This window comes from Acinetobacter sp. WU_MDCI_Abxd143, assembly GCF_025514195.1.
Classification (GTDB): domain Bacteria; phylum Pseudomonadota; class Gammaproteobacteria; order Pseudomonadales; family Moraxellaceae; genus Acinetobacter; species Acinetobacter pittii_H.
This window is the reverse complement of the sequence record NZ_JAHPTH010000020.1, coordinates 1-23617: the sequence shown is the minus strand read 5'-3', so window position 1 is coordinate 23617 and position 23617 is coordinate 1. Positions and strand designations below refer to the sequence as shown.

General features: G+C 37.8%; 22 protein-coding genes, 1 tRNA gene and 1 pseudogene. 11 read left to right on the top strand and 13 right to left on the bottom strand.

Annotated features, from left to right (window positions below; all coding sequences use genetic code 11):
* Nucleotides 1-91: 91 nt before the first annotated feature.
* The 3 genes and pseudogenes from KTI79_RS18415 to KTI79_RS18405 form a co-directional block, all read right to left on the bottom strand.
* Nucleotides 92-1206 (bottom strand): annotated as a pseudogene (locus tag KTI79_RS18415) (DUF6670 family protein).
* A 17-nt stretch (nt 1207-1223) separates the two neighbouring features.
* Nucleotides 1224-2057 (bottom strand): CDP-diacylglycerol--serine O-phosphatidyltransferase, encoded by an 834-nt coding sequence (gene pssA / locus KTI79_RS18410; protein WP_002119541.1) that lies wholly within the window; start codon nt 2055-2057, stop codon nt 1224-1226.
* Between the two features lie 41 nt (nt 2058-2098).
* Entirely contained in the window at nt 2099-2956 is an 858-nt protein-coding gene (locus KTI79_RS18405) for a 23S rRNA (adenine(2030)-N(6))-methyltransferase RlmJ (protein ID WP_016143005.1), read from the bottom strand.
* A 117-nt stretch (nt 2957-3073) separates the two neighbouring features.
* Between KTI79_RS18405 and KTI79_RS18400 the strand changes: the two genes are divergently transcribed.
* Together KTI79_RS18400 and KTI79_RS18395 are read left to right on the top strand one after the other, a co-directional pair.
* Complete coding sequence (locus KTI79_RS18400) at nt 3074-3679, top strand: 2OG-Fe(II) oxygenase (RefSeq protein ID WP_086265334.1); 606 nt, start codon at nt 3074-3076, stop codon at nt 3677-3679.
* 67 nt (nt 3680-3746) lie between these two features.
* On the top strand, nt 3747-4274 hold the full coding sequence (locus tag KTI79_RS18395; protein ID WP_032054606.1) for a hypothetical protein: 528 nt from the start codon (nt 3747-3749) through the stop codon (nt 4272-4274).
* A 63-nt stretch (nt 4275-4337) separates the two neighbouring features.
* Here KTI79_RS18395 and KTI79_RS18390 read toward each other — a convergent pair whose 3' ends face one another.
* From KTI79_RS18390 to KTI79_RS18375, 4 genes are all read right to left on the bottom strand, one after another.
* Nucleotides 4338-4583, bottom strand: a complete 246-nt coding sequence (locus KTI79_RS18390; RefSeq protein ID WP_044424980.1) for a DUF2789 family protein — start codon at nt 4581-4583, stop codon at nt 4338-4340.
* Nucleotides 4584-4758: 175 nt separating this feature from the next.
* Nucleotides 4759-5745 carry a malate dehydrogenase gene (locus KTI79_RS18385; protein ID WP_046813482.1) on the bottom strand — a complete coding sequence of 329 codons (987 nt, stop codon included), beginning with the start codon at nt 5743-5745 and terminating at the stop codon, nt 4759-4761.
* Nucleotides 5746-5956: 211 nt separating this feature from the next.
* Complete coding sequence (locus tag KTI79_RS18380) at nt 5957-6619, bottom strand: ribonuclease I (protein WP_086265333.1); 663 nt, start codon at nt 6617-6619, stop codon at nt 5957-5959.
* Nucleotides 6620-6676: 57 nt separating this feature from the next.
* Nucleotides 6677-8620 carry a lytic transglycosylase domain-containing protein gene (locus KTI79_RS18375; RefSeq protein ID WP_086265332.1) on the bottom strand — a complete coding sequence of 648 codons (1944 nt, stop codon included), beginning with the start codon at nt 8618-8620 and terminating at the stop codon, nt 6677-6679.
* Nucleotides 8621-8906: 286 nt separating this feature from the next.
* Here KTI79_RS18375 and miaB point away from each other — a divergent pair, with 286 nt between their 5' ends.
* From miaB to ybeY, 3 genes are read left to right on the top strand one after another with little or no spacing between them, the layout of a single operon-like run.
* The gene (miaB, locus tag KTI79_RS18370) at nt 8907-10358 is read left to right on the top strand and encodes a tRNA (N6-isopentenyl adenosine(37)-C2)-methylthiotransferase MiaB (protein WP_046813479.1); all 1452 of its coding nucleotides are present in this window, start codon (nt 8907-8909) and stop codon (nt 10356-10358) included.
* 37 nt (nt 10359-10395) lie between these two features.
* Complete coding sequence (locus tag KTI79_RS18365) at nt 10396-11484, top strand: PhoH family protein (protein ID WP_199964081.1); 1089 nt, start codon at nt 10396-10398, stop codon at nt 11482-11484.
* Between the two features lie 9 nt (nt 11485-11493).
* Nucleotides 11494-11970, top strand: coding sequence for an rRNA maturation RNase YbeY (ybeY, locus tag KTI79_RS18360; protein ID WP_086265331.1), 477 nt, complete (start codon nt 11494-11496; stop codon nt 11968-11970).
* Nucleotides 11971-12022: 52 nt separating this feature from the next.
* On the opposite strand, the gene KTI79_RS18355 is transcribed toward ybeY, so the two are convergent.
* Nucleotides 12023-12907: an energy transducer TonB gene (locus tag KTI79_RS18355; RefSeq protein WP_086265330.1), complete on the bottom strand. Its 885-nt coding sequence runs from the start codon at nt 12905-12907 to the stop codon at nt 12023-12025.
* Nucleotides 12908-13139: 232 nt separating this feature from the next.
* On the opposite strand from KTI79_RS18355, the gene KTI79_RS18350 reads away from it, so the two are divergent.
* From KTI79_RS18350 to KTI79_RS18340, 3 genes are all read left to right on the top strand, one after another.
* Nucleotides 13140-13811: a hypothetical protein gene (locus tag KTI79_RS18350; RefSeq protein ID WP_086265329.1), complete on the top strand. Its 672-nt coding sequence runs from the start codon at nt 13140-13142 to the stop codon at nt 13809-13811.
* A gap of 157 nt (nt 13812-13968) precedes the next feature.
* Complete coding sequence (locus KTI79_RS18345) at nt 13969-14682, top strand: DUF3108 domain-containing protein (RefSeq protein WP_086265328.1); 714 nt, start codon at nt 13969-13971, stop codon at nt 14680-14682.
* A 72-nt stretch (nt 14683-14754) separates the two neighbouring features.
* The gene (locus KTI79_RS18340) at nt 14755-15330 is read left to right on the top strand and encodes a xanthine phosphoribosyltransferase (RefSeq protein ID WP_002119547.1); all 576 of its coding nucleotides are present in this window, start codon (nt 14755-14757) and stop codon (nt 15328-15330) included.
* A 51-nt stretch (nt 15331-15381) separates the two neighbouring features.
* Here the strand turns inward: KTI79_RS18340 and wrbA are convergent, their stop codons facing one another.
* Nucleotides 15382-15984 (bottom strand): NAD(P)H:quinone oxidoreductase, encoded by a 603-nt coding sequence (gene wrbA / locus KTI79_RS18335; protein WP_199964080.1) that lies wholly within the window; start codon nt 15982-15984, stop codon nt 15382-15384.
* A gap of 361 nt (nt 15985-16345) precedes the next feature.
* On the opposite strand from wrbA, the gene KTI79_RS18330 reads away from it, so the two are divergent.
* Nucleotides 16346-17593 (top strand): YihY family inner membrane protein, encoded by a 1248-nt coding sequence (locus KTI79_RS18330; protein WP_086265326.1) that lies wholly within the window; start codon nt 16346-16348, stop codon nt 17591-17593.
* A gap of 100 nt (nt 17594-17693) precedes the next feature.
* Here the strand turns inward: KTI79_RS18330 and KTI79_RS18325 are convergent, their stop codons facing one another.
* Nucleotides 17694-18335, bottom strand: coding sequence for a fumarylacetoacetate hydrolase family protein (locus KTI79_RS18325; RefSeq protein WP_086376081.1), 642 nt, complete (start codon nt 18333-18335; stop codon nt 17694-17696).
* 39 nt (nt 18336-18374) lie between these two features.
* Complete coding sequence (locus KTI79_RS18320; RefSeq protein WP_086265324.1) at nt 18375-18872, bottom strand: YcxB family protein; 498 nt, start codon at nt 18870-18872, stop codon at nt 18375-18377.
* A 224-nt stretch (nt 18873-19096) separates the two neighbouring features.
* Between KTI79_RS18320 and KTI79_RS18315 the strand changes: the two genes are divergently transcribed.
* Nucleotides 19097-19789: a nitroreductase family protein gene (locus KTI79_RS18315; protein ID WP_086265323.1), complete on the top strand. Its 693-nt coding sequence runs from the start codon at nt 19097-19099 to the stop codon at nt 19787-19789.
* Between the two features lie 113 nt (nt 19790-19902).
* On the opposite strand, the gene KTI79_RS18310 is transcribed toward KTI79_RS18315, so the two are convergent.
* Nucleotides 19903-19979, bottom strand: a tRNA-Arg gene (locus KTI79_RS18310).
* Nucleotides 19980-20557: 578 nt separating this feature from the next.
* On the opposite strand from KTI79_RS18310, the gene KTI79_RS18305 reads away from it, so the two are divergent.
* The gene (locus KTI79_RS18305) at nt 20558-22777 is read left to right on the top strand and encodes a beta strand repeat-containing protein (protein WP_199964079.1); all 2220 of its coding nucleotides are present in this window, start codon (nt 20558-20560) and stop codon (nt 22775-22777) included.
* Between the two features lie 64 nt (nt 22778-22841).
* Here the strand turns inward: KTI79_RS18305 and KTI79_RS18300 are convergent, their stop codons facing one another.
* Nucleotides 22842-23435 (bottom strand): HAD-IB family hydrolase, encoded by a 594-nt coding sequence (locus tag KTI79_RS18300; RefSeq protein ID WP_086264810.1) that lies wholly within the window; start codon nt 23433-23435, stop codon nt 22842-22844.
* Nucleotides 23436-23617: the final 182 nt, after the last annotated feature.

Genomic DNA, 23617 nt, shown 5'->3' with positions numbered 1-23617 from the left:
TAACTGTTTTTCAACAAGTTTCTATCTGCATCACCGCCGATGGATGTGCATTATAGACCATTACATTCCCTTTGCAATACCTTTTTTAATATTAGTGCAACAACAGTTCACTTTTTAATCAAAAAGTAATAAAAATAGTCATTTTTTATATAAACATGGTTGTAAAAGCATCAATTTATCTAAAATTTTCTCGTCTTGATTCTTTTCTTGCCATCTAAGTGGACGACAATCAATATATTCACAGTATCCACCCTCTCCTTGCAGACACTGTTCATTCCAGCTTAATTGATATTGAAAGCTTCCCACATATCCAGCCGCCAACCCAAACTTATAATCACCACGACTTTGTGCATAAAGTTCAAAGATTATTTTTCCATTTTTCTCACATTGCCAAGAAAACTCCCTAGGCAAGTACATCTCTTTACCATTCGGTGTTTTAACCTTTGGATAAACTCTGTGGATATGTAAATTTACGTCCTCTGTAAAACTTTCAACAGGCTTTCCAAATTCTTGAATATCTAATCTTGAACATAGGATGATATTCCACTGATTTCTTATTTGTAAGAATGTAAGCTGCGTAGTTTCATTTAAGTTAATAATTTGGCACGTATAGAAACATAAAGATAAGAACGGCAAATGCAAAGCTCGCGCGTGTTTAAATCGCCCCAAACCTTCAATTTGATATTTCTGTCCTTTATAAAAAATTTCACCTTCACATACGCATAGTGTTGACCAATAGTCAGAAACACCCCACTGCAAAGCAGAGGCATTAGATATGTTTTCTGAAATCTGAATCGTAAGATCACATCCCATTTCTGGATCTAATCGCTGAAGACGAATGATGGGAATTTGCCATTGAATCAGATCAGTTTTATCAAATTGATATAGCGTCGAATCAAACTGACATTGGCGTCGAATAGAATATGTTTTTAAATGTCCCACACTATGTTGGCTATTACTTACAAGCACTGTTGCAGTGTCGATAGCTGAAGTTGTAATGCTGTGGGCGTTATAACACAGAGGAATACGTGGCTGTCCCACTAAACTAATGTAATTAAAATAACGAAGTGGGGTTGGTAAATTTGGAAGGATCAAGCCTTGATAAACAATTTTAAAAAAGCCACGAGAAGGTTGATAAACAACCCCCTCTTTAGCATTAGGGCCCAGCTGCTGTAATTGATTAATTTCACTTATCAACTTAGGCATACTGAACCTCTTCTATTTTATGTTTTTAGTGTTTCATTACTCTTGCGTGCAAATAAAGTCGTAACAAAACCAGATAGAGCATAGATAATTGAAACTGTCAAAATGCCCATTGGAATATTATAAGTGATTGCCGCAAAAATCAGTACTACTGGCAACATAACTACAAAAGGAACGCGTTTACGATCCATCTGCTTGAAAGAATAATATTTAATATTGGAAATCATGAGTAATCCCACAATTACCATAAGAACAGCATTAATAGTTTGAATCGCAATATCACGTAAATCAAAAATGAAAGGATAATCGCGAGCAACCCAGACGAGTGAAATAATGATAATAGCAGCGAGTGGACTTGCAATGCCGATAAAATAACGCTTATCAACAACGCCAATTTGCACATTAAAACGCGCTAGTCGGAAGGCTGCGCAGGCTGTATAAACAAAACAACAAGCCAAACCAATACGACCTAAATCATGCAAACTCCAGCTATACATCAGCATTGCTGGAGCCACACCAAAAGCTAACAAGTCCGAGAGAGAATCATATTGTTCGCCAAAAGCACTTTGTGCGCCAATTGCTCGAGCAACTCGACCATCTAAGCCATCTAATAGCGCTGCAATAAAAATAGCATAGATCGCTTGATTAAAATCCCCATTCATACTTGCAATGATGGAATAGAAACCGGACAACAGAGCAGCAGTTGTGATTAAGTTAGGCCAAAGATAAATACCTCGGCGCTTCACTTTTTGTCCTTCCGGATTATCTTCTTCTTCAACCACTTCAAATGTAATCCCATCAAATGAATGTTCATTATGAGTTAAATCTTGCTCTGGTTTAGGCGCATTTGTCATTATTTTCTATTCCAAACATGTGCATTGATTTAAGTTAACTGTTACTCACCTACCAACCAGCGAACAGCAGCATGACCACCAGTTTCTTGCATACGAAGATGTGGGAATAACCACTGTAGTGCTTGGTCTGCTTGTTCTGAGAACTGCCAAGGTGGGTTAATCACTAATAAACCACAACCATTTAGACCTACAGGAGTGTCATCTGGCCATACACAAATTTCACAAACTAACTGACGGCGAATACCTGTTTTAAACATTTTCTTTTCAAAACGTTCAATCATCGCTCGGTCTTTGATTGGATACCAAACTGCAAAAACGCCCGTTGGCCATTTTTTATAAGCTTGTTGTAAAAGTTCAACTAATTGCGGAAAGTCTTTACGTTCTAATTCGTAAGGAGGGTCGATCATAACCAGACCGCGCTTTTCTTTTGGCGGAATTACACCGAGCAAGCCTTCATATGCATCACGCTCATGTAAACCTGCACGTTTATCACGAATGTTATGGCGTAATTGCTGAAATACATCGCGCTGCATTTCAAATATAGTAGCCTTGTCGATTTCACGCATGCCTTGCAAAGCAAACCAAGGAGAACCTGGATAACTCCCCTTCCCTTCTTCAGAACGCAATTGTTCTACTAACTTCAAATATTGCTGGATTGCTTCAGGTGCCTGACGCTTTTCCATATCAGATAGTTGAACTAGACGATGAATGCCTGTGAGAAACTCTCCAGACTTTTGTGCAGGTGCCAGAGATAAATCATATTTGCCTGCCCCTCCATGCGTATCGATATAACGATAAGGTTTATCTTTAGCATTTAAACGGTTGAGCAGCTGTAGCAAAAGCACATGCTTCATAACATCTGCAAAGTTGCCCGCATGGAAATGGTGACGGTAATTCATGTTGACTTTAATTCCTCAATTCAACAAATAGTTTAACATGAAAAAAATATTCTTTCGTAAGGTTGTGATCATCTAAAATAGAGCTGCTTGATATTTTTACGATCTACTCGAGGTTATATGCACTCTCATTCACTTCCTGATTCATGGAATTTGGATCAAATTTTAGATGATTTAAATGCGCATGGCTTTGCCATTATAAATCAAGCATATCCAGATCAATATCGCGCACAGGTTTCTCAAGAATGTAGCCATCATATGGATGAGTTTAGAAAAGCAGGCATTCAAAACGGCGTTGTAAGTAATATTCGTAGTGACCACATTCTCTGGATTAATGATCAACTCCCTATTGCTCAGCAACATATTGAAACCTTAACTTTATTCTCACAAAGTCTAAATCAAGCATTCTATTTAGGGATTAAAGAGGTCGAAGCTCATTTTGCTCGTTATAATTTGGGTGAGTTTTATGCTTTACATCGAGACAATCCTCAACAAAAAAATGATCGTATTATCTCAACTGTCTATTATTTACATCCAGAATGGCAAGAAGATTGGGGAGGACAATTGCGACTACAAGATAAAAATAAGAAATGGCATATTGTTAATCCCGAACCCAATCGACTGGTAATATTTCAAAGCGATTTATTACATGAAGTATTAATTTCAAAACAACAAAGGCTATCTATTACGGCTTGGCTTCGTAGTGGAAATTCTATTTGGGTTTAAAGGTTACTCTTTAAATTTGATAAATGAACCCGATATAAAAGCTATTGATTAAAAAAGGTGATGGCGTATGTCTATTGAAAGTAAAACAATTGTGAACCGAATTGGTGAAACAGACCAACTTTATTTGACTGAAAATACGCCTGAGCTTGCTTTAGAGCGTGCTGAGTTACGCATGCAACTTGTAGTATTAAGTCGTGTTCGCCAAGAACAGCTACATTTTTTACAAGAAGCTATTGTTTTGCTTGAACAAGCTCGGATGGAATATGAAGAAATGCCATTGAGCTTATATCTTAATTTGTCTTTACACTTAGCCAAAGCGTATATGCTTTATTTTGAACTAAATAAAGAAAAACGTTTTGCGTTGATTACTCAACAAATTTTGAAGCCATTAGCACATCATGAACATGCTGATATCTATTTCTTCTTAGCATATGCGTCAGCAGCACGACAAGAGTCAGCATTGACACGACATTGGTTAACTAAATATTTATCAACGTCTACATGTGATCTTGAATTACTTCATGGCCAACCTGTATTTGACCTTGTACGTCATGAGCCATGGTATAAAGATCAATTAAAAGTAAAGACACATTAAACTCTTAATGTAATAAAGCCTGTTTTACGCATTACGTGTAAAACAGGCTTTATTTTTATGAAATTATTTTTTTACACTGTCTTCATGCAGTTGCTCATTAAGCTCATCAATAACCACAATCCACTCATCATCTTTTTCCCAATGACTTTTTAAAAAATCACTTTGGCCCTTTGACCAAAAAGAAGCTTCATGTAATTTCTGTTCGGCTGGTATTTGATGTGTCTTAATAAAATTTTCGATACTTGCTTCATCAGAATCTAAACCCAACTGATCAAATAAAAGCTCTAAAGTAGGTTGCTGCTCAAACATTGTTATTCTCCTATAACTTCTTTTAAATCATCTATTAACTAATCTATCAATAAAACGTTTTTACTTGCATGATAGTGTCTATATTTTCTTGTTGCTTTTTGTGTTTCCCTTCTAATGATTTAATAAAAAAGCACTCTATAAAAGAGTGCTTTTTTACATTTATCTATCAGATAAATTATTTCAACATGTCAGCAATTGCAGCACGTTCTTCTTCAAGTTCATTCAACGTAACGTTAATACGTTCACGGCTGAATTCGTCAATTTCTAAACCTTGAACGATTTTATATTCACCGTTTTCAGTCGTTACAGGGAAACCAAACATTACGCCTTCAGGAATACCATAAGAACCATCAGATGGAATACCCATAGTTACCCATTTGCCGTTTGTGCCAAGTGCCCAATCACGCATATGATCAATTGCAGCGTTAGCAGCAGAAGCAGCAGAAGACAAACCACGTGCTTCGATGATCGCAGCACCACGTTTACCAACAGTTGGAAGGAACACATCTTTGTTCCAAGCAGCATCGTTGATTTTGTCTTTTAAGCTTTCGCCATTTGCAGTTGCAAAACGGTAGTCAGCATACATTGTTGGAGAGTGGTTACCCCAAACTGTCATTGTTTCGATATCAGAAACTGCAACGCCAGCTTTTTGAGCAAGTTGAGTTAACGCACGGTTGTGGTCAAGACGCAACATTGCTGTGAAATTTTTCGCAGGAAGATCTGGAGCAGATTTCATTGCGATGTAAGCGTTAGTGTTTGCAGGGTTACCCACAACTAACACTTTAACGTCACGGCTAGCAACTTCGTTTAATGCTTGACCTTGGCCGATGAAAATTTCACCGTTAACTTTCAACAAGTCAGCACGTTCCATACCAGGACCACGTGGACGAGAACCTACCAATAAAGCGTAGTCAGCATCTTTAAATGCAACTTTCGGATCATCAGTCCCGATCATGCCAGCCAATAAAGGGAAAGCACAGTCATCAAGTTCCATCATTACGCCTTTAAGCGCTTGTTGTGCTTTTTCAACTGGAACTTCAAGCAATTGTAAAATAACAGGTTGATCTTTACCTAACATTTCACCGCTTGCGATACGGAATAATAAGCTGTAACCAATTTGACCTGCAGCGCCAGTCACGGCAACACGAACGGGTTGCTTCATGTAATTGTCTCCAATGAGTGTCCTTAATCGGGCTAAATAGGAATTCCATCTAACCAAATCATCATAAACGGCAAAGATTGTACTCTAAAGATTTGGCAGATGCATGTAAAAGCGACCCGTTTTCACCAAAAGTCTGATAGAAAATACAAATTAATCTCTACTAATAGATTCAATGTATGATGAGCATTTCTTTACGAAATGTTCGTAATCTTTAATAACTACCTTTAATCATGATTTCACCAGGGCAATTCGATACGACATGATTTGCACATTGTTTATATTGCCCCTTTACCGTGTAACAAACTTTCACTTCTGTTAAGACCACATCCGAACGCGATAGTTGACAACTAAAACGGATACCATTTTGGGGCAAGCTAGGATTAAGGCGAACAAATTGTTGTCTTAATGCGGATTGTTGCATTTCAACATTTGTTGAACTTGTGAGACTAGCCGGAATTTTTAAACGTTCAGCAAAGTTAATAACCGTACGAAAATATTGGCTCGCATTCATAGGAACACACCCCCCTACATTTTTCCATAACTGCACACGAGCATTATTATCGGGCATAACCCGAGCAACGACTTTAGCTTGTAATGGAGAGAGAGTGGCCGAACTTTCTGTGGAACAATCAGTTTTAGTTGTTTCAGGCATAAGACCTGTAATTGTCAGTGAATATCCTTCAAGACATTTACGTTGTTTTTGTTTAGAGGGATCTAATGCACATGCAGCTGGTGTCATTTGTACATGCATAACATATCCCTGTAAATTAACAGTTTCGGCATGTAAAACGGAACTCATCAATCCTCCCCCTGCACAGATTATCCACCATGCAAGTTGTAAAATTGAACGAAGTTCCAAATATCTATATTTCATTTAATTAAAACTTGAATATGCCAATTAAAAGAAGATCCATCATCAACCACCTTAACGTTAAGGCGACGTACGCATTGGAATGACTTTCATACGTTGCGATAAGGACTGGGCTCCTTGACCCAATATTACGCCGTAATGTGTTGCATTCGTCATAACATGCTTGACATAGTCTCTGGTTTCTAACAATGGAATTGTCTCAGTATATTGGTCAGCCGAAATTGATTGATAGTCCGGTTGCCAACGTCTAGCCCGATTAGGCCCCGCATTATAACCTGCTGTTGCCAAAACAGGGTTATTGCTTAATTGTCCCTGAATCATCGACAAATAAAATGTTCCATATCGAATATTGGTATTCATTTCACTCAATGCAGCGGGATTATAAGTTTCACCCATTTGACGTGCAATCAACTTCGCTGTATCAGGCATAATTTGCATAAGACCACCCGCTCCAACGTGAGAACGTGCAGAAGTAACAAACCGACTTTCTTGACGCATTAAACCATAAGCCCATGCCGGATCAATTCCTGCATTGTAACTATGACTTACGACATTAGTCTTATGGGGAGTCACAAAGCGGTAAGTATCATTGTGCTTATTTGTTGTACGATCTGCTGCATAGATTGCACGGTCATACCATCCCATGTCATGGGCACGCTTTGCTGCAGCTAAAAGTAAACCGTCATCATGCTGAAGATAAGCTTGGCGAACTGCCCAATTCCACTCTCGATTCGTATAAGTTGGATTTGCATTAATACGTCTTAAAGTAAAAGCACGATTAAAGTGAATATTCTGATCTAAACGTCTTAAATCACTTGCTGTCGGCTGATCATCATAAGGTTGATGGTTATAACGCTCACCTAAACGATCTTTTGCTAAAAGATTATGATAGTCATCACCAGCCTGAGCCAGTTTTCTATAAATTTGTTGTGCGGTTGCTTTAGAAGCACTATCGCCACGCTGTTCTGACGCGCGAGCAAGCCAATATTGCCAACGGTCTTCTTGTTTTTGGGTTACCGTCATACTATCAATAGCACGAATTAAACTTTCCCACGCACCAAATCTAATCGCCTGACGCGCATAAATTTCGGCTTCTTCCGGACTTAATGGGTAGCCATAACTTGCATCAAAGTATTGTAGAACTTCACGATTAAAATTATTTTTCATTACCGTAGTACCACCAATATAGGCTACCGTACGATATAAATATTTTTGTACATTTTGTGGCGTACCTTGGGCGACACGCTGCACATTTGAAAAAGCATTACTTAAGTCATTATTAGCTAAACGGCCTAACGCAAAAATCAAATAAGCATAATCTGCATCATTTGTCTTAGGTGCACTCCACAAATAATTAAGTGGGTTGGCCTGAATTTGGTTAAGCTGAGCCAAAGACAAATTCAAACCCAGAGTCTGTGCTGTCGCAAGTGCCTGTCCAGACAGGCCTGAACGTAACTGTACCCAGAGACGCTGTTGCTTATCTTGTGCGCTCATTAAAGGACTAGATAACATCATGCGCCCTAAACCGATACATGATTCTGGTTGGGATTCAGTTGCTAACCATACATCTTTATATTCAGCAAAAACTAACGCATCGCCGCTTTTCGCCCGCACTTGTGCTAAAGCACAATTTTCGGCTTGGTCAGGATTGGTAACATAAGATAAAACCGGTTGTGCAGATGCAAAGTCAGCTTGTTTAACTTTTTCTTCAACATAGTCGGCCGCTAATTTTTCAGCCATCGCTGATTGTGGGTAGCGTTGAGCAAAGCTTACGATAGAGGCTGTAGGCTGAAAGCCAAGATTCGTATTGAGTTTCCAGTATTCTGGATAATATCCCAATACATCATTTTGCATTGCAAGCTGATATTGGTCTAATAATGCGGTATTACCACTATTTGCAGCATTTAATGCATCATTGAACTGCTCTTCAGCAGCATAGGTAAATGAACAACCAAGTAAACACATAGCTCCTAACCAGCTACGATGCATATATTTATTTTTCATTACACGACTATGGATTGATGAGCTCTTTCTACTTGGTCTCATATATGTGCTAAACCCTGACTATTCACCTTCAACATATAGTTTAATTATTCTTCGTGCTTTCTTTTGTTGTGTTATGTAACCCTATGATTCAACATCATTAAAATCCACCTAATTTACTTCATAAAAACCTTGTCATGTTCTGAAAGTTTACTGTTATCGGTTCAGCTCAAATACTGTTATAATAAATGGTTTGACCCATTTTGGGCCAATTTATTCTTTTTAGATCGATCTGTTAGGAGCCTGCATGACGGTTCAAACCTTCATTCCCAATGGTGCCAAAGCTGCCTCAGAAAACACTGTTACCCAGCCAACGCACACCACTGATGTTTCAATAAAAAAACTTTATATTGAAACGCAAGGGTGTCAGATGAATGAGTATGACAGTCACCGTATGGCAGACCTTTTAGGGGATTCTCACGGCTATGTTTTAACGACCAACCCTAATGAAGCAGACATTCTGCTCATGAATACATGTTCTATTCGCGAAAAAGCGCAGGAAAAAGTATTTAGTGAATTAGGCCGCTGGCGCAAACTAAAAGATAAAAATCCTGATCTTGTGATTGGTGTCGGTGGATGTGTTGCCTCTCAAGAAGGTGACAACATTCAAAAACGTGCACCCTATGTAGACATGATTTTTGGTCCACAAACATTACACCGTTTACCGCAAATGCTTGATCAACATAATGCTCAAGTAGAAAAACCTAAAAAAGATAAAATCAAACTGGTCGATATTTCTTTCCCAGACATTGAAAAATTCGACTTTTTACCTGAACCACGTGTAGAAGGTTTTAAAGCATTCGTTTCTATTATGGAAGGCTGCTCTAAATACTGTTCTTTCTGTGTAGTTCCCTATACACGCGGTGAAGAGGTTTCTCGCCCATTAGATGATGTACTTGCAGAAATTGCAGGTCTTGCTGAAAAAGGTGTCCGTGAAATTTCACTTCTTGGTCAAAATGTAAATGGTTACCGCGGAGAAACCTTCGAAGGTGGCATCTGTACTTTCCCTGAATTGTTACGACTCGTTGCAGAAATTCCAGGTATTGGGCGTTTACGTTATACAACATCGCATCCACTTGAGTTCTCTGACGAGCTTATTCAGTGCTATGAAGATTTACCTCAAATGGTGTCACATTTACACTTGCCTGTTCAAAGTGGATCTAATGATGTTTTACAGGCAATGAAACGAAATCATACGATTGATGTTTATATCGACAAGATTGCCAAATTAAGAAAAATACGCCCTGATATGCACTTATCGAGTGACTTTATTATTGGTTTCCCTGGTGAAACTGATGAAAACTTCGCCGAAACACTTCAATTTATCAAAGACTTAGATTTTGATCACTCATATAGCTTTGTTTATTCAAAACGTCCGGGTACACCTGCATCAGACTTACCTGATACTACGCCTGAACACGTTAAAAAAGAGCGTTTAGCTCAAGTTCAAAAAGTGATTAAACAATCTAGCATTGAAAAAACTGACGCAATGCTTGGCAAAATTGAACGTGTTCTTATTGAAAAAGTCTCTGATCAAGACCCTAATATTTTACTAGGCACAGCTGATAATACCCGTCTAGTCACTTTTGTAGGTGATGCTGCTTGGGTTGGACGTTTTGCAGAGATCGAGATTACTGAAATTAAAACTTTAAATTTAGTTTACGGTGAACTCTTGAATCTTGAGCCTGACGTGGCGTAATGTAGAGGTATTCTAAAGTCTACTGAAAGGTTTTCTCTTGACTGCAGCGATTCGACGTACCGTAACATTTCCTGAAGTTTCAATGGAACGTTTAAAGAGCATCTTGGGTGCCTATAATGGGCACCTTAAGCAAATTGAACAGCGTTTAGATGTCAAAATTACTCATCGTGGAGATGTTTTTCATATCGATGGTGAGATTGATGCTGTTGGGAGAGCCGAAGCATTATTGCAACGACTCTATGAAGAGTCTGAAGCATCCCAGCAAATTAGTGCCGATCTATTACATCTGTTAATTCAATCCTCTCAAACTGAACGTAATTTCGAGTTAGTTGGAGAAGAGATGGATGAACATGATGCACCAATGGATGTCTACTTCCAGACTCGAAAAGGGCGTATTAACCCACGTGGTGCCAATCAAAAACGCTATGTACAGCGTATTTTGCAAAGCGATATTTCTTTTGGTGTTGGCCCTGCGGGTACAGGTAAAACCTATTTAGCAGTTGCCGCCGCAGTAGATATGCTGGAACGTAATGAAATCCAACGGATTTTACTTGTACGTCCTGCTGTAGAAGCTGGGGAAAAGTTAGGTTTCCTACCGGGTGATTTAACTCAGAAAATCGACCCGTACCTACGCCCTCTTTACGATGCTCTTTACGAAATGCTCGGCTTTGAAAAAGTTGCCAAGTTAATCGAGCGTCAAGTGATTGAAGTTGCACCTCTTGCATATATGCGTGGTCGTACACTTAACCATTCATTTGTAATTTTGGATGAGGCTCAAAACACAACGCCAGAGCAAATGAAAATGTTCTTGACCCGTTTAGGTTTTGGCTCTCGTGCAGTGATTACAGGTGACATTACCCAAGTAGATTTACCTCGAGGCCAACAATCTGGTTTAGCACATGCACTACGTGTACTCGAGAATATTAAAGAAATTCATATTACCCGTTTCCATTCCCGTGACGTTGTACGTCATCAACTTGTTCAAAAAATTGTTGAAGCGTATGAAGGATGGGATGGTGAACAACAGCGTCTTAATGCTGAAGCACGTGCTGAACGCAAAGCACGTCAAGAAGCATTAGTTGCTGAAAACGATACAGCAGCAGACTTGCAACATCAGGATGCTTAAGGATTCATTTTGAAAATCAGTTTAAGTTTACAACAAGACTTTCAATCACCTGAGTTAGAGCTCAAACGAGCTCAACTCAAAAAAATTATTGAGACAACTTTACGCCACGTTGATTATAAAGAAGATTGTGAAATTGGGGTTGCTTGCGTTGATCTGGACGAAAGTCAGCAACTCAACTTGCAGTACCGAGAAAAAGATAAACCAACTAATGTTTTATCTTTTCCAAGTGATATTCCAGAAGAAGTTCTACCAATGCTAGATGGCTTACCTCTAGGTGATTTAGTTATTTGTATTCCGGTGGTATTACAAGAAGCATTAGAGCAGAAAAAAACTGCCCAAAACCATTTTGCACATCTATTAGTTCATGGTGTTTTACATTTACTCGGTTATGACCACGAAACTAGTGATGAAGATGCTGAAGAGATGGAAGGCTTAGAAATTGAAATTTTAGCAAAACTCAATATTTCAAATCCTTATCAGGAATAATGCGATGACTCTTAAAATGTGGATATCCTAAAAGTTATCCACATTTTTTTAATTAGTGAACCTCAAATTCAGCTTCCGCTGGATCAAAACGCCAAGTACGAACAATACGTAACTCCGAAATATCTTTCATATTTGCATCAAAATGCCCAAATGGCGCACCGCGACGTACTGAAGACTTTGCAGCCTCATCAAGTATTGAATGCCCTGAGCTTTCAAGCAAACGAATTGCACGAATTCCGCCTTGAGCGTTCAAAATCACCATTAAACGAACTTCACCTTTGAGCTGCTGCTGTTTCGCTTCTTCTGGATAATAGCGATTACCGTAAAGCTCTACTTTTTCACGAAACTTATCTAAATAAGCAGCCGAGGCATCTTTCTTCGCTTGAATTCCATCTACTGTTTTTATTTTTTGCTGGCGACTAAAATCTTGTCTACGTTGTAAATATTGTGCTTCAAGGCTCGCAACCAACGCAGCTTTTGCTTGAAATTGACTTTGTAATTGTTCTAATTCTTTTTTTCTTTGGCTTGCATCCGCTTGTTTCTGCCAACTTAAAACCGTCATTAGAACTTTTTCTTCAAATTTAAGCTCTCGTTGTTGCTGAATCTTTTGCAAAGTTTCTAACTCTGCATTCCCCGTTGAAGCATCATTAAGCATCGGATTTGGAGTATCACTAGAAGTCCGGTGAGCCTCACGAAATGCACCTGAACCCTGCTGGTCTGCTTGTGCCAAAAAATCTGCCTGAACAACTGGCTCATTGGTTGGTCGAATTGAAATTGCAATTTCTTTAGTAGACTGCTCTGATGGGCTAGGCATAGCAAAGTTAATGAGCAATACAAGAATATGCAGTAAGATTGCTAATATTGTTGCAGCAATAAAGACTTGGTCTTTCCACCAATACTGAAAAGACTCTATAGATAGACTTCTTTTGTTCAACATAATCTTAAAAGCATATAAATGCCTTTTCCCCACGGTTTAATACCGAATAAAACATAAACTGATATTCAAATCTGGATAAAAGTGTGATTCACTTCAAATATAGGATTTTATCCATTTTCATTTTGTCAAAATGTATCAATTAAATTTGTTACACTGCAAGATCAAAACCCGTTTTTTATCATAATAAAGATTGTGTGGGCTCTTTAGTAAATTATCTTCTGGAAGTTCTTTTATGCAAACGCTATTTTCCTCATTAGTCAGACGTCTTCAAAAAGTCTATAAAAAAGCAGAAGCATTCATTGAGGAAGAAAGAGATTTTACATTATCGCAAACCTTTCTGAATGCCACTTTGCAACGTTATGTCACCAATAATGTTGAATTTTTAGATGACCTACATGCTGATCTTTATCATGACTGGTTAAGATTATATGCAACCATGCACGTAAAAGGTTTAGAAACCACATTATCGGTTGATTTAAAACTGATCCAGATGGAATTTAATAAAGAACAACAACTTTTAGTTTTTGAACAAATTAGCAATACACAAATTATCGAGGCGAAATATAAAAACTTTTGGCAAAAAATCGCCGTAAAAGCCGCAGTTTTTTACTACCATAAAATTTTGAAAAAAGATCCATTAGGGATGATTCTTGAACGTTTTAATGTAGCAGAAGAACGCGACGAACTTATATTCCTTGATCTCAATCGTTGGTTTGGTAAAAAAGCCAGCATTATCGAGACTTTAGGCAAAGTACATGTAAATTATGCAAGAGTTCGTGAAGCTGAGTTAGTCGTGTTTGGAAATGTGAATTTAGCAGCCTTACTCTCTCGTGATCAGGATGACGATTTTGAAGATGAATTAGAAGATTCAGAAATAACGCCAATCCAGCAAAAAGATGAATAAATCGTTATAAATGAAAATTAATTGGCTGCCAAAAAACACAAATAGATTACACATTTAGCATAAATCCTGATTTTTTCTCCATGATCAACAGGCATAATATGTTTAAGTTACAGATGCATCAGCACTGACTTTTTAGTCTGTACAAGGATACTTACTTATGGCAACAAAATTTCTGAAATCATTTGGCATCGCAACAGGTATTTCAACAACTTTGCTTTTTGCAGGCTTCTCAAGTCATGCTCTTGCCATGAGCCCATTTCAGGCAAATTATCAGTTTACTTATAATAATAAGGGTATGGGTACGGCTACACGTGCCTTAAGCCAGCAAGGTAATAACTGGACTTATAATTTCACTGCAAAAGCAGGTGGAATTGCTTCTGCAAGTGAAACAAGTAAATTCAGTTTCGCTAATGGTAAAATCGGGTCTCAAAGTTTTAGCCGCACCAGCAAAATTTTGATTCATAACAACACCATGAGTATTAACTTCAATCCCAATAGCAAAATCATTTCTACAAAGAAAGATGATAAAGCCCGTTCATTCGCTTGGCAGGCAGGTGTTCTTGATGAGCTAAATGCAGAGTTACAGCTTCGTGAAGACTTAAAAAATGGTTCTCTTAAAGCATCTTACCCCCTTGCAGATGCAAAAGAAGTTGAAAACCGTCGATTTGTAAAACAAGGTAATGAGAAAATTAAAACCTCTTATGGAACATTCGATACCATTAAAGTCGTTTTACAACACAAAAAGCCTGAACGCAGCACAATCTTTTGGCTAGCACCAAAATTAGACTATTTACCTGTTAAAGTAAGCCATATTGATGGTAAAACTTCTTATGGGTTGTTATTAACAAGTTATACAGGTAAGACGAATTAAAGCTTGCATTTTTTTGGATGCTTTTTAAAATACGCATTTGCTTTAAAAAGCATCCGTCTAGAGGATTCTCCCGTGCACGCACTAGAACAGAAAATCTTAACAGAAGGTATCGTTCTATCTGATCAAGTCTTGAAAGTCGACGCTTTCTTAAACCACCAAATTGATCCTGTATTAATGCAGCAGATTGGTAAAGAATTTGCCGCTCGCTTTAAAGATGCAGGGATTACCAAGATTATTACCATTGAAGCATCAGGTATTGCACCTGCAATCATGGCAGGTTTAGAACTTGGTGTACCTGTAATTTTTGCTCGCAAATATCAATCATTGACGTTAAAAGATGATTTATATCGTTCAAAAGTATTTTCTTTTACTAAACAAACTGAAAGTACTATTGCGATTTCAAATAAGCACCTTCATTCAACTGATAAAGCATTAGTTATTGATGACTTCTTGGCGAATGGTCAAGCAGCATTAGGATTGATTGATTTAATTCACCAAGCAAATGCAGAAGTTGTTGGTGTAGGTATTGTGATTGAAAAATCATTCCAACCGGGTCGTGATTTATTGCTAGAAAAAGGCTATAGAGTTGAATCATTAGCACGTGTTCATTCTCTTACAGATGGCAAAGTTACTTTTGTAAAAGAATAAGATGTACATTTAAAAAAGAGCGGATATCCGCTCTTTTTTATTTGCTAAAAATTATACTAAAAGCTTCTTAGCAACTTCTCCTAAACGTTTGCCTTGAGCTTCACACAGAATCTTTTCATCCTGGCTTAAGTTTTGGTCATGACGCGGTCCACTTACATGGCTAGCCCCATAGGGTGTTCCACCTGTTTTAGTGTTAGATAACGCTGGAATTGCATTTGGTAATCCCATAATCATCATCCCATGATGAAATAACGGCGGTAGCATAGTGAGTAAAGTACTTTCTTGCCCACCATGCATTGAACCAGAAGAAGTAAAAACACAAGCAGGTTTATTATGTAATACCCCATTGAGCCAAAGACTCGTCGTTTGATCCCAAAAATATTTCATTTCACTTGCCATATTGCCAAAACGGGTTGGCGAACCTAACGCCAAACCTGCACAATTCGCTAGATCATCTAAGGTACAGTAAATATCCCCTTCGTCAGGAATGCTTGGCTCAGCGATTGTGACGACTGGAGCAATATTTGGCACTGTCCGAATTTTCACTGACATACCCGCAGACTCAACACCATTGGCAATTAAATGAGCCATTTCTTTAGTAGAACCATATTTGCTGTAATAGAGTACAAGAATGTAAGGTTGCATCGGTTTCATAAATTTTGTTAAAAAGAACACTATACGGGATTTTTTATTTTTTTGGCGAAACCAATTTTATGAAATTCTAGCGGTGATTGATGCTGTAGCACAAAAGATAACGCGAGCAAATTTCTTGAACTCGTCGGGTAAAAGGTTTATCTACTTTTGGTAAACCCTTGCCCAGACAACAGAAAGCCTACTTTTTTGAAAAAAGTTTATGGCTACAATTCTTTCTATAGCGCATAGTAAACTTACAGAATGTCTTTCATTCTATAAGTTATTGTTTTGCTCTAATCTACTATTTGAGTATTTAAGCTCATACTTTGATAAGTTATCAATCGCCCAACATGATGATTAAAAAAATCGGGATAGACGACGCATGTTACAACGTTTTTTAAGTAAGCTTCCTTTTTATAATAAGACCTGGTTTCAGTTCGTTTTATATGTATTTAAGCGTTTTGAAGCTGATCGGTGCCGCGAACAAGCTGGGTCTCTCACTTACACAACGCTATTTGCCGTTGTGCCGATGTTAACTGTCTTTTTAGTAATTATTTCTTCCATTAAAGCGTTAGAACCCGCAAGACAACAGCTCCAACATTTAATTTATAGTAATTTTTTGCCAAAGAGCACGATCGCATTTGATAAAGCGCTAAATGCTTTTACAGAAAAATCTAGCAACTTAACCGTTATTGGTGTGCTGTTTTTATTCGTCACTACAGTTTTAATGCTCACCTCGATTGAAACTGTCTTTAACCGTATTTGGCGCGTTAAAGAAACCCGCAGTGGCATTATGGGTTTTATGCGTTATTGGACGATCATCTCTTTAGGTCCCATTATTTTAGGAAGCGCATTCGTCATTTCATCTACAGTTGCCTCAATGAATGTTCTTAGCAATAACTTTGCTGGCTATCAACTTGATGGAGCTTTCATACTCTGGTTTATTTCTTTTCTATTAACTATTGTTGGCTTTTTCATTTTGTACTGGACGATTCCAAATCGAACAGTCCCTATATATTCAGCAGGTATAGCTGCCTGCTTAAGTGCTGTACTTTTTGAAATACTCAAAAACTTTTTTAGCTTTGTAATGTCAAATTTTACTAGCTATGAACTTATCTATGGTGCATTTGCAGCAGTACCCATTTTCCTTCTATGGATCTTTCTTTCTTGGAATATTATTTTATTAGGAGTAGAAGTAAGTTTTGCTTTAACTGCATTTCATTCAGGTAAAGAGCAAAAACGGCACCCTGTTCTAATGTTATTAGATGTTCTTGAGTTATTTTATAAAAAGCAAAAACTCGGTGAAAGCGTAAGTGACAAAGAAGCTTTAGAAATTTTAGGGCGTGGAGAAATTGGCCGTTGGCCAGCTTATGTACTTTTACTTGAAGAACAAAATTTGGTTAAACGCACCGATAAAGATGAATATGTTCTAGCGCGCAATTTGTCCCAAGTTGATTTCTGGAGTTTTTTTACAGCACTTCCATACCCATTACCTTTACGTCAAGATGTTCAAAATGTACACGATGACGATGAGTGGATGGAAAAAATTGGACCAGCTCTTGTCGAGTCTAATGATTATTTAGCTGCCAAACTTTCTATTCCACTTTCAACAATTTTTGAAGAGAAATAAGACAACAGAGCCATTCAATAATATAAACATTCATTCCTAGCTAATAAAAAACCCTATTATTGAAAAATAATAGGGTTTTTTATTAGCAACTTAGAATAAGTTATGCTTTTACAAAAGTTTCCCATGAAAAATCTTGCGTTGCCCCTTTTAATGTCATTTTCAACTGATCACCTGCATGTAATGGTCCAACACCAGCAGGTGAACCTGTCATAATCACATCACCCGGTTCTAGTGAAAATACCTGATTAATATCAGTTAACAGATCACCAATAGTAAACATTAATAGTGCAGTATTTCCATCTTGACGTAATTCATCATTAATATGTAAAGTGAATTTGGTCTCTTGCCAATCTGTAATTTCGCTCAAATCGACCCAGTCTGCCAAAACACAAGCACCATCAAAAGCTTTAGCACGCTCCCATGGATGGCCTTTACTTTTCAGATCATTCTGTAAATCACGCATTGTTAAATCAAGGCCTAAAGTCACTGCCCCAACCGCTTTTAAAGCTTTTTCAGGATCAGTTTCACCTTTCAAAGGTTGGTCAATACGTAAAACCAATTCACACTCAAAATGACAACTGCCCCAAGCCGGATTCCAAGAAATACCGTCATTTAAACCAATCAAGCTACTAGGCGGTTTAATAAATAATATAGGCCTTTCAGGCATAGCATTATTTAATTCTTTAACATGATCGGCGTAACTTCTGCCCACGCAAACGATTTTTGAAGGACGTGTATTCATGAGACTTCCTTTGTTGTTGCAGCTAATAATTCTAAAAATTTATTTCTTAAATGTATTTTCAAATATGGTTTGATCTGAAACCTGTACAAAGGCACGCTTTGGTACAATAATTACAGTTTTATTCTTTAGCTCAAGGATGTAGGTCAACTTACCTTTAGCAAAAGTTTGTACATCCGCATACTGCACTACTTGCTTACGGCCATTAGCATATAGTTCAAAATAATCTTGATATAGATCGATTCCCTGCTCACTCTTTCCAAACTGGTAACGGACAAATTGACGCTTAAATAACATGGGTAAAAGCCAGTAACGCATCAGACCTTGCATCACTAGAAAAAACACGCCTAACCCGACATAATATCGTCCAACACCAGAGAGACCTAAATAAAATCCCCAAATAATAATTGCGATACTAATCGCAGGTGTAAGAAAACGGGTAAATTGCTTTTTCCCAAATGTCACTAATGAAAATCCATCTTGTGACTCTTCTAAATTCAAATAGTAACGTAAAGATAAAGCTGTTTTTTGCTCGGTCATTGCACTGCATCAATACTCAATAAATCGAAACTATTAGAGCATATTCATTTCAGCTTTAAAATGAATCACAGGCTATTTTTTATTTTGTTTAAAAGTGGAGCTTATTATGCAATTGGAGGAGCAGTCTACGTTGCATATATAGAACGTAGATTCATATTTTTTGAGCTTATTTCAGTTTTTAAAATTTCTACAATAAGAGCATCACCTTCTTAGTGGAATGTCTCATGTCTTTTTTTGCAAAATTATTTGGCTTAAAGCAAAAAGCAACAGTCTCAAAAGATGTGGTTATCCAAACCACTCAAGAGCTCCCTCTTTTCAATCAGCCAAGCTTTTTAGAATTAATTAAAAAACGTCGTTCTATTTATTCGATCGGGAAAAACTTAAAACATACTCCTTCGGAACTTGAAGGGTTAATTCAAGAGGCGGTCAAACATAGCCCTTCAGCGTTTAACTCTCAATCATCTCGTGTCGTCATTTTATTTAATCAATCTCATCAAAACTTCTGGAATATTGTTTTAGATGTATTAAAAACTATTGTTCCTGCCGGAGCACTAGCAGGAACTGAACAAAAAATTCAAAGTTTTGCAGCGGGTGCTGGTACAGTTTTATTTTTTGAAGACCAAGATGTGATTAAAGGTCTACAAGAGCAATTTGAATTGTATGCTGATAATTTCCCAGTCTGGTCTGAACACTCAACAGCAATTGCACAATTTGCTGTGTGGAACGTATTGGCTGAACAAGGTATCGGAGCTTCATTACAACATTACAATCCAATTATCGATGAGAAAATTAATGCTGCTTTTAATATTCCTGCACAATGGACACTAAGAGCCCAATTAGTATTTGGGTCAATTGAAGACGAAGCAGGTGAAAAAGCTTTTATTGAAGACGCCAGCCGTTTTAAAACATTTGGCTAATTTTTTTCAACTTTAAATCATTTAGAAGCTGGTTACCATGAGTACTAGCTTTTAAATTGAAATAATAAAAAACAGGCACAAAAAAACCGCTATATAGCGGTTAATTCTTCAAGTGGTGCGCTCAGAGAGATTCGAACTCCCGACCCCTTAGTTCGTAGCCAAGTGCTCTATCCAGCTGAGCTATGAGCGCGTACTTGATGTTGCGCATTATACGCATTTTTCCAAGCTTAGGAAGCCTTTTTTCATCTTTCTGTCATCAAACGTCTAGTTCTTAGCCATCAATCCAATTTACCTCAGATATTGACTAAAATTATTAGTTTTTTCCCATCTAACATCTATTTGAAATATTTTTTTTCAAATAATTTTTACCGTCTTTTTGAGGCATTTGGCCATATACCTAGAAGATAAAGGCTACTGTTTTAGTCAACATTATAGAAATAATATATTTCTGGTTAAGCTTTAACATTATAAGCTTAAGTAAAATTTATCGAGGATAATGCTTCAAACGAGTGAAAATATGATCAAAAAATAATTAGTAAAAAAAATATTATATAAAAAACATTATTATTTTTACGTCTAAATTAGAGAAGTTATTATTGCTTTAAATATTATTTATTATCAAAAAATGTGACTAAAAATACACATTGACAGCTTTTGAGATCTCACCAATACTAAATCGCAATTATTGAGATATATATCTCAATAATTAACTCGCGCAATAAATAATACTTACTTAAAAATACATAATTATATAGGAAATAGACTGAAATGTTCTTACTAAAAAATCTCGTTTCTTCGATATCAAAAGTTACTCAAGATTTGGGCAACATTATATCGGTGAATACTAATGTAACTGGTGGCTCTTCTGTTGATGGCCACATATCAACTTCTGGCTTACTTTCAGACACTCTATCTACAGTAACGAATACACTTACAAGTACCACGACTGGTCTTGTTTCTGATGTTGCGGGCACGGTCACAGGTAGCATTGGTTCTACCAGCCCTGTTGACACTGTAACCAATATTATTGGTGGTGTAACTGGCGGAATTAGTGGTGGCAATCCTCTTGAAGCCGTAACCAATATTATCGGTGGTGTTACAGGTGGAATTGGTGGTGGAACCTCTCCAATTTCTCCAGTCGTCGAGGTGGTTCAAGGAGGCATCGACATTCTTCAAGGTGTTGAAAGCCTAAAAACTGAAATCATCAATACAGGTATCGACACTGTTGCTGACACTATCATTGGCGCCCTTCCTCAAACTGAACACCCTGTTTCTGAAATTGCCGATCTTGGTACTCTAACTTTCGAAACCTCTCGTGACACAGTAAATGGCACGCTTGAAGTCATTTCTGATCTAGTGGGTGGAGACATTCAAGGCGCAACTGAGTCTGCTACTGGTGTCATTGAAACATTAATCACTAATGGTACAACTGCGACAGGTATTGTTACTGAAGTTGTCGGAAGCATTACAGATGTCGTTGGTGGTGTTGATGGTAATCCTCTTGAAGTAATTACTGACATTATTGGCGGTGTAACTGGTGGTGTTGATGGTAACCCACTTGAAGTAATTACTGACATTATCGGCGGTGTAACTGGTGGTATCGGTGATGGCACATCTCCAATCGCTCCAGTCATTGATGTCGTTCAAGGCGGTATTGATATTCTACAAGGTGTAGAGAGCTTAAAAACTGAAATCATCAATACTGGTATCGACACTGTTGCTGATACTATTATTGGCATTCTTCCACAAACTGAATATCCTGTTTCAGACCTAGCAGACCTCGGCACATTAACTTTTGAAACTTCTCGCGACACAGTAAACGGTGCACTTGAAGTTGTTTCTGATTTAGTCGGTGGTGATATCCAAGGTGCTACTGAGTCTGCAACTGGCATCCTTGGTACACTCGTCACTAATGGTTCAACTGCAACAGGAATTGTGAATAATATTATCGGTGGTGTAACAAGTGGGGATAGTCCACTTGGTGTAGTAACTGATATTATTGGTGGTGTAACTGGTGGTGTTGGTGGCAACCCACTTGAAGTAATTACTGACATTATCGGCGGTGTAACTGGTGGTGTTGACGGTAACCCACTTGAAGTAATTACTGACATCATCGGTGGCGTAACTGGTGGTGTTGATGGTAATCCACTTGAAGTAATTACTGACATCATTGGCGGTGTAACCGGTGGTGTTGACGGTAACCCACTTGAAGTAATCACTGACATTATCGGTGGCGTAACTGGTGGTGTTGACGGCAACCCACTTGAAGTAATTACTGACATTATCGGTGGCGTAACTGGTGGTATCGGTGGTGGAACTTCTCCAATCTCCCCAGTCATTGATGTCGTTCAAGGCGGCATTGATATTCTACAAGGTGTAGAAAGCTTAAAAACTGAAATCATCAACACTGGCATTGATACAGTTGCAGATACAATTATCAGCATTATTCCACAAGCAGAACATCCTGTTTCTGAAATTGCAGACCTCGGCACATTAACTTTTGAAACTTCTCGCGACACAGTAAACGGTGCACTTGAAGTTGTTTCTGATTTAGTCGGTGGTGATATCCAAGGTGCTACTGAATCGGCTACCGGTATTCTCGATACGCTGATTACAAATGGCACAACTGCTACTGGCTTAGTAACAGAAATCGTTGGTGGATTGACAGGAACTATTGGTGGGGTTACTGGTGGAGATAGCTCACTAGGCTTAGTCACTGATTTACTTGGCGGTTTAACTGGTAGCGTTACTGGCGGTACAGACAACCCTATCGGCATCGTAACAGATATCGTGGGTAGCTTAACAGGCGGTGTGACTGGTGAAGGCGGATTAGATGTTATTTCTAATTTATTAGGTGGATTAACTGGTGGTAGCTTACTCGGTGGAGTAACATCGACAGTATCAAGCGTAACTAATACAACGCATACTATCGTACCGACATCATTACTTACCGATAACTTCTTAGAAAACTCTTTCAATACTGTTTAATATAAGTCATTAAAATAAAGCCACTTATTACAAGTGGCTTTATTTATTGATATATCTTTAAGTATTAATTCATTTCTTCCCATCTATAATATTTCTTATGCGCCAGCTCTAACATTGCATAATCATTAGGTGTATCACCATAAGCATAAATTGTAGAATACTGAGTTAAATCATATTTATTTTTTATTCTATTTACTTTTTCTAAATATCCACAATCACCATTAATAAAATCACCCGTCAAAATACCATCACGTATTTCAAGTTGATTACATATAACGTCTAAATCTAAAGATTGGCACCAGCTTTCTAAATAAACACCTAATGATGCAGATACAACAACAACCTGATCACCTTGTTGTTTATGCCAAAGAATACGTTCCAAAGCATTTTGACGCACACAGGTAGGAAGGACATTTTTAGCAAACTCTTGCCCGATATAGTTTAGAGAATCCGCATCATAGCCCACGTATCCCACTTGGCAGAGTTTAGTTCGAATGGTTTTATCGGTTACCCATCCAAGCTTATAACCCGCTATATAAGGTGCAAGTCGAATACCACCTAGTATTTGAGTTTTTTTATTTAAAGAAAATTTAAGGAATAGACTGAATGTATCGCTGTGCGTGATCGTGCCGTCAAAGTCAAATAAAGCTAAGTTCATTTATGATTATCTCTAATATAATTAAAAAGTTATAAATTTAAATTTTTTAAAATTACTAAAAAACAGGCACAAAAAAACCGCTATAAAAGCGGTTAATTCTTCAAGTTGGTGCGCTCAGAGAGATTCGAACTCCCGACCCCTTAGTTCGTAGCCAAGTGCTCTATCCAGCTGAGCTATGAGCG

Bases quoted from the DNA above. Each gene is read 5' to 3' on its own strand.
- pssA (WP_002119541.1), bottom strand. From the start codon at position 2,057: ATGACAAATGCGCCTAAACCAGAGCAAGATTTAACTCATAATGAACAT.
- KTI79_RS18405 (WP_016143005.1), bottom strand. From the start codon at position 2,956: ATGAATTACCGTCACCATTTCCATGCGGGCAACTTTGCAGATGTTATG.
- KTI79_RS18400 (WP_086265334.1), top strand. From the start codon at position 3,074: ATGCACTCTCATTCACTTCCTGATTCATGGAATTTGGATCAAATTTTA.
- KTI79_RS18395 (WP_032054606.1), top strand. From the start codon at position 3,747: ATGTCTATTGAAAGTAAAACAATTGTGAACCGAATTGGTGAAACAGAC.
- KTI79_RS18390 (WP_044424980.1), bottom strand. From the start codon at position 4,583: ATGTTTGAGCAGCAACCTACTTTAGAGCTTTTATTTGATCAGTTGGGT.
- KTI79_RS18385 (WP_046813482.1), bottom strand. From the start codon at position 5,745: ATGAAGCAACCCGTTCGTGTTGCCGTGACTGGCGCTGCAGGTCAAATT.
- KTI79_RS18380 (WP_086265333.1), bottom strand. From the start codon at position 6,619: ATGAAATATAGATATTTGGAACTTCGTTCAATTTTACAACTTGCATGG.
- KTI79_RS18375 (WP_086265332.1), bottom strand. From the start codon at position 8,620: ATGAAAAATAAATATATGCATCGTAGCTGGTTAGGAGCTATGTGTTTA.
- miaB (WP_046813479.1), top strand. From the start codon at position 8,907: ATGACGGTTCAAACCTTCATTCCCAATGGTGCCAAAGCTGCCTCAGAA.
- KTI79_RS18355 (WP_086265330.1), bottom strand. From the start codon at position 12,907: ATGTTGAACAAAAGAAGTCTATCTATAGAGTCTTTTCAGTATTGGTGG.
- KTI79_RS18350 (WP_086265329.1), top strand. From the start codon at position 13,140: ATGCAAACGCTATTTTCCTCATTAGTCAGACGTCTTCAAAAAGTCTAT.
- KTI79_RS18345 (WP_086265328.1), top strand. From the start codon at position 13,969: ATGGCAACAAAATTTCTGAAATCATTTGGCATCGCAACAGGTATTTCA.
- wrbA (WP_199964080.1), bottom strand. From the start codon at position 15,984: ATGAAACCGATGCAACCTTACATTCTTGTACTCTATTACAGCAAATAT.
- KTI79_RS18330 (WP_086265326.1), top strand. From the start codon at position 16,346: ATGTTACAACGTTTTTTAAGTAAGCTTCCTTTTTATAATAAGACCTGG.
- KTI79_RS18325 (WP_086376081.1), bottom strand. From the start codon at position 18,335: ATGAATACACGTCCTTCAAAAATCGTTTGCGTGGGCAGAAGTTACGCC.
- KTI79_RS18320 (WP_086265324.1), bottom strand. From the start codon at position 18,872: ATGACCGAGCAAAAAACAGCTTTATCTTTACGTTACTATTTGAATTTA.
- KTI79_RS18315 (WP_086265323.1), top strand. From the start codon at position 19,097: ATGTCTTTTTTTGCAAAATTATTTGGCTTAAAGCAAAAAGCAACAGTC.
- KTI79_RS18305 (WP_199964079.1), top strand. From the start codon at position 20,558: ATGTTCTTACTAAAAAATCTCGTTTCTTCGATATCAAAAGTTACTCAA.
- KTI79_RS18300 (WP_086264810.1), bottom strand. From the start codon at position 23,435: ATGAACTTAGCTTTATTTGACTTTGACGGCACGATCACGCACAGCGAT.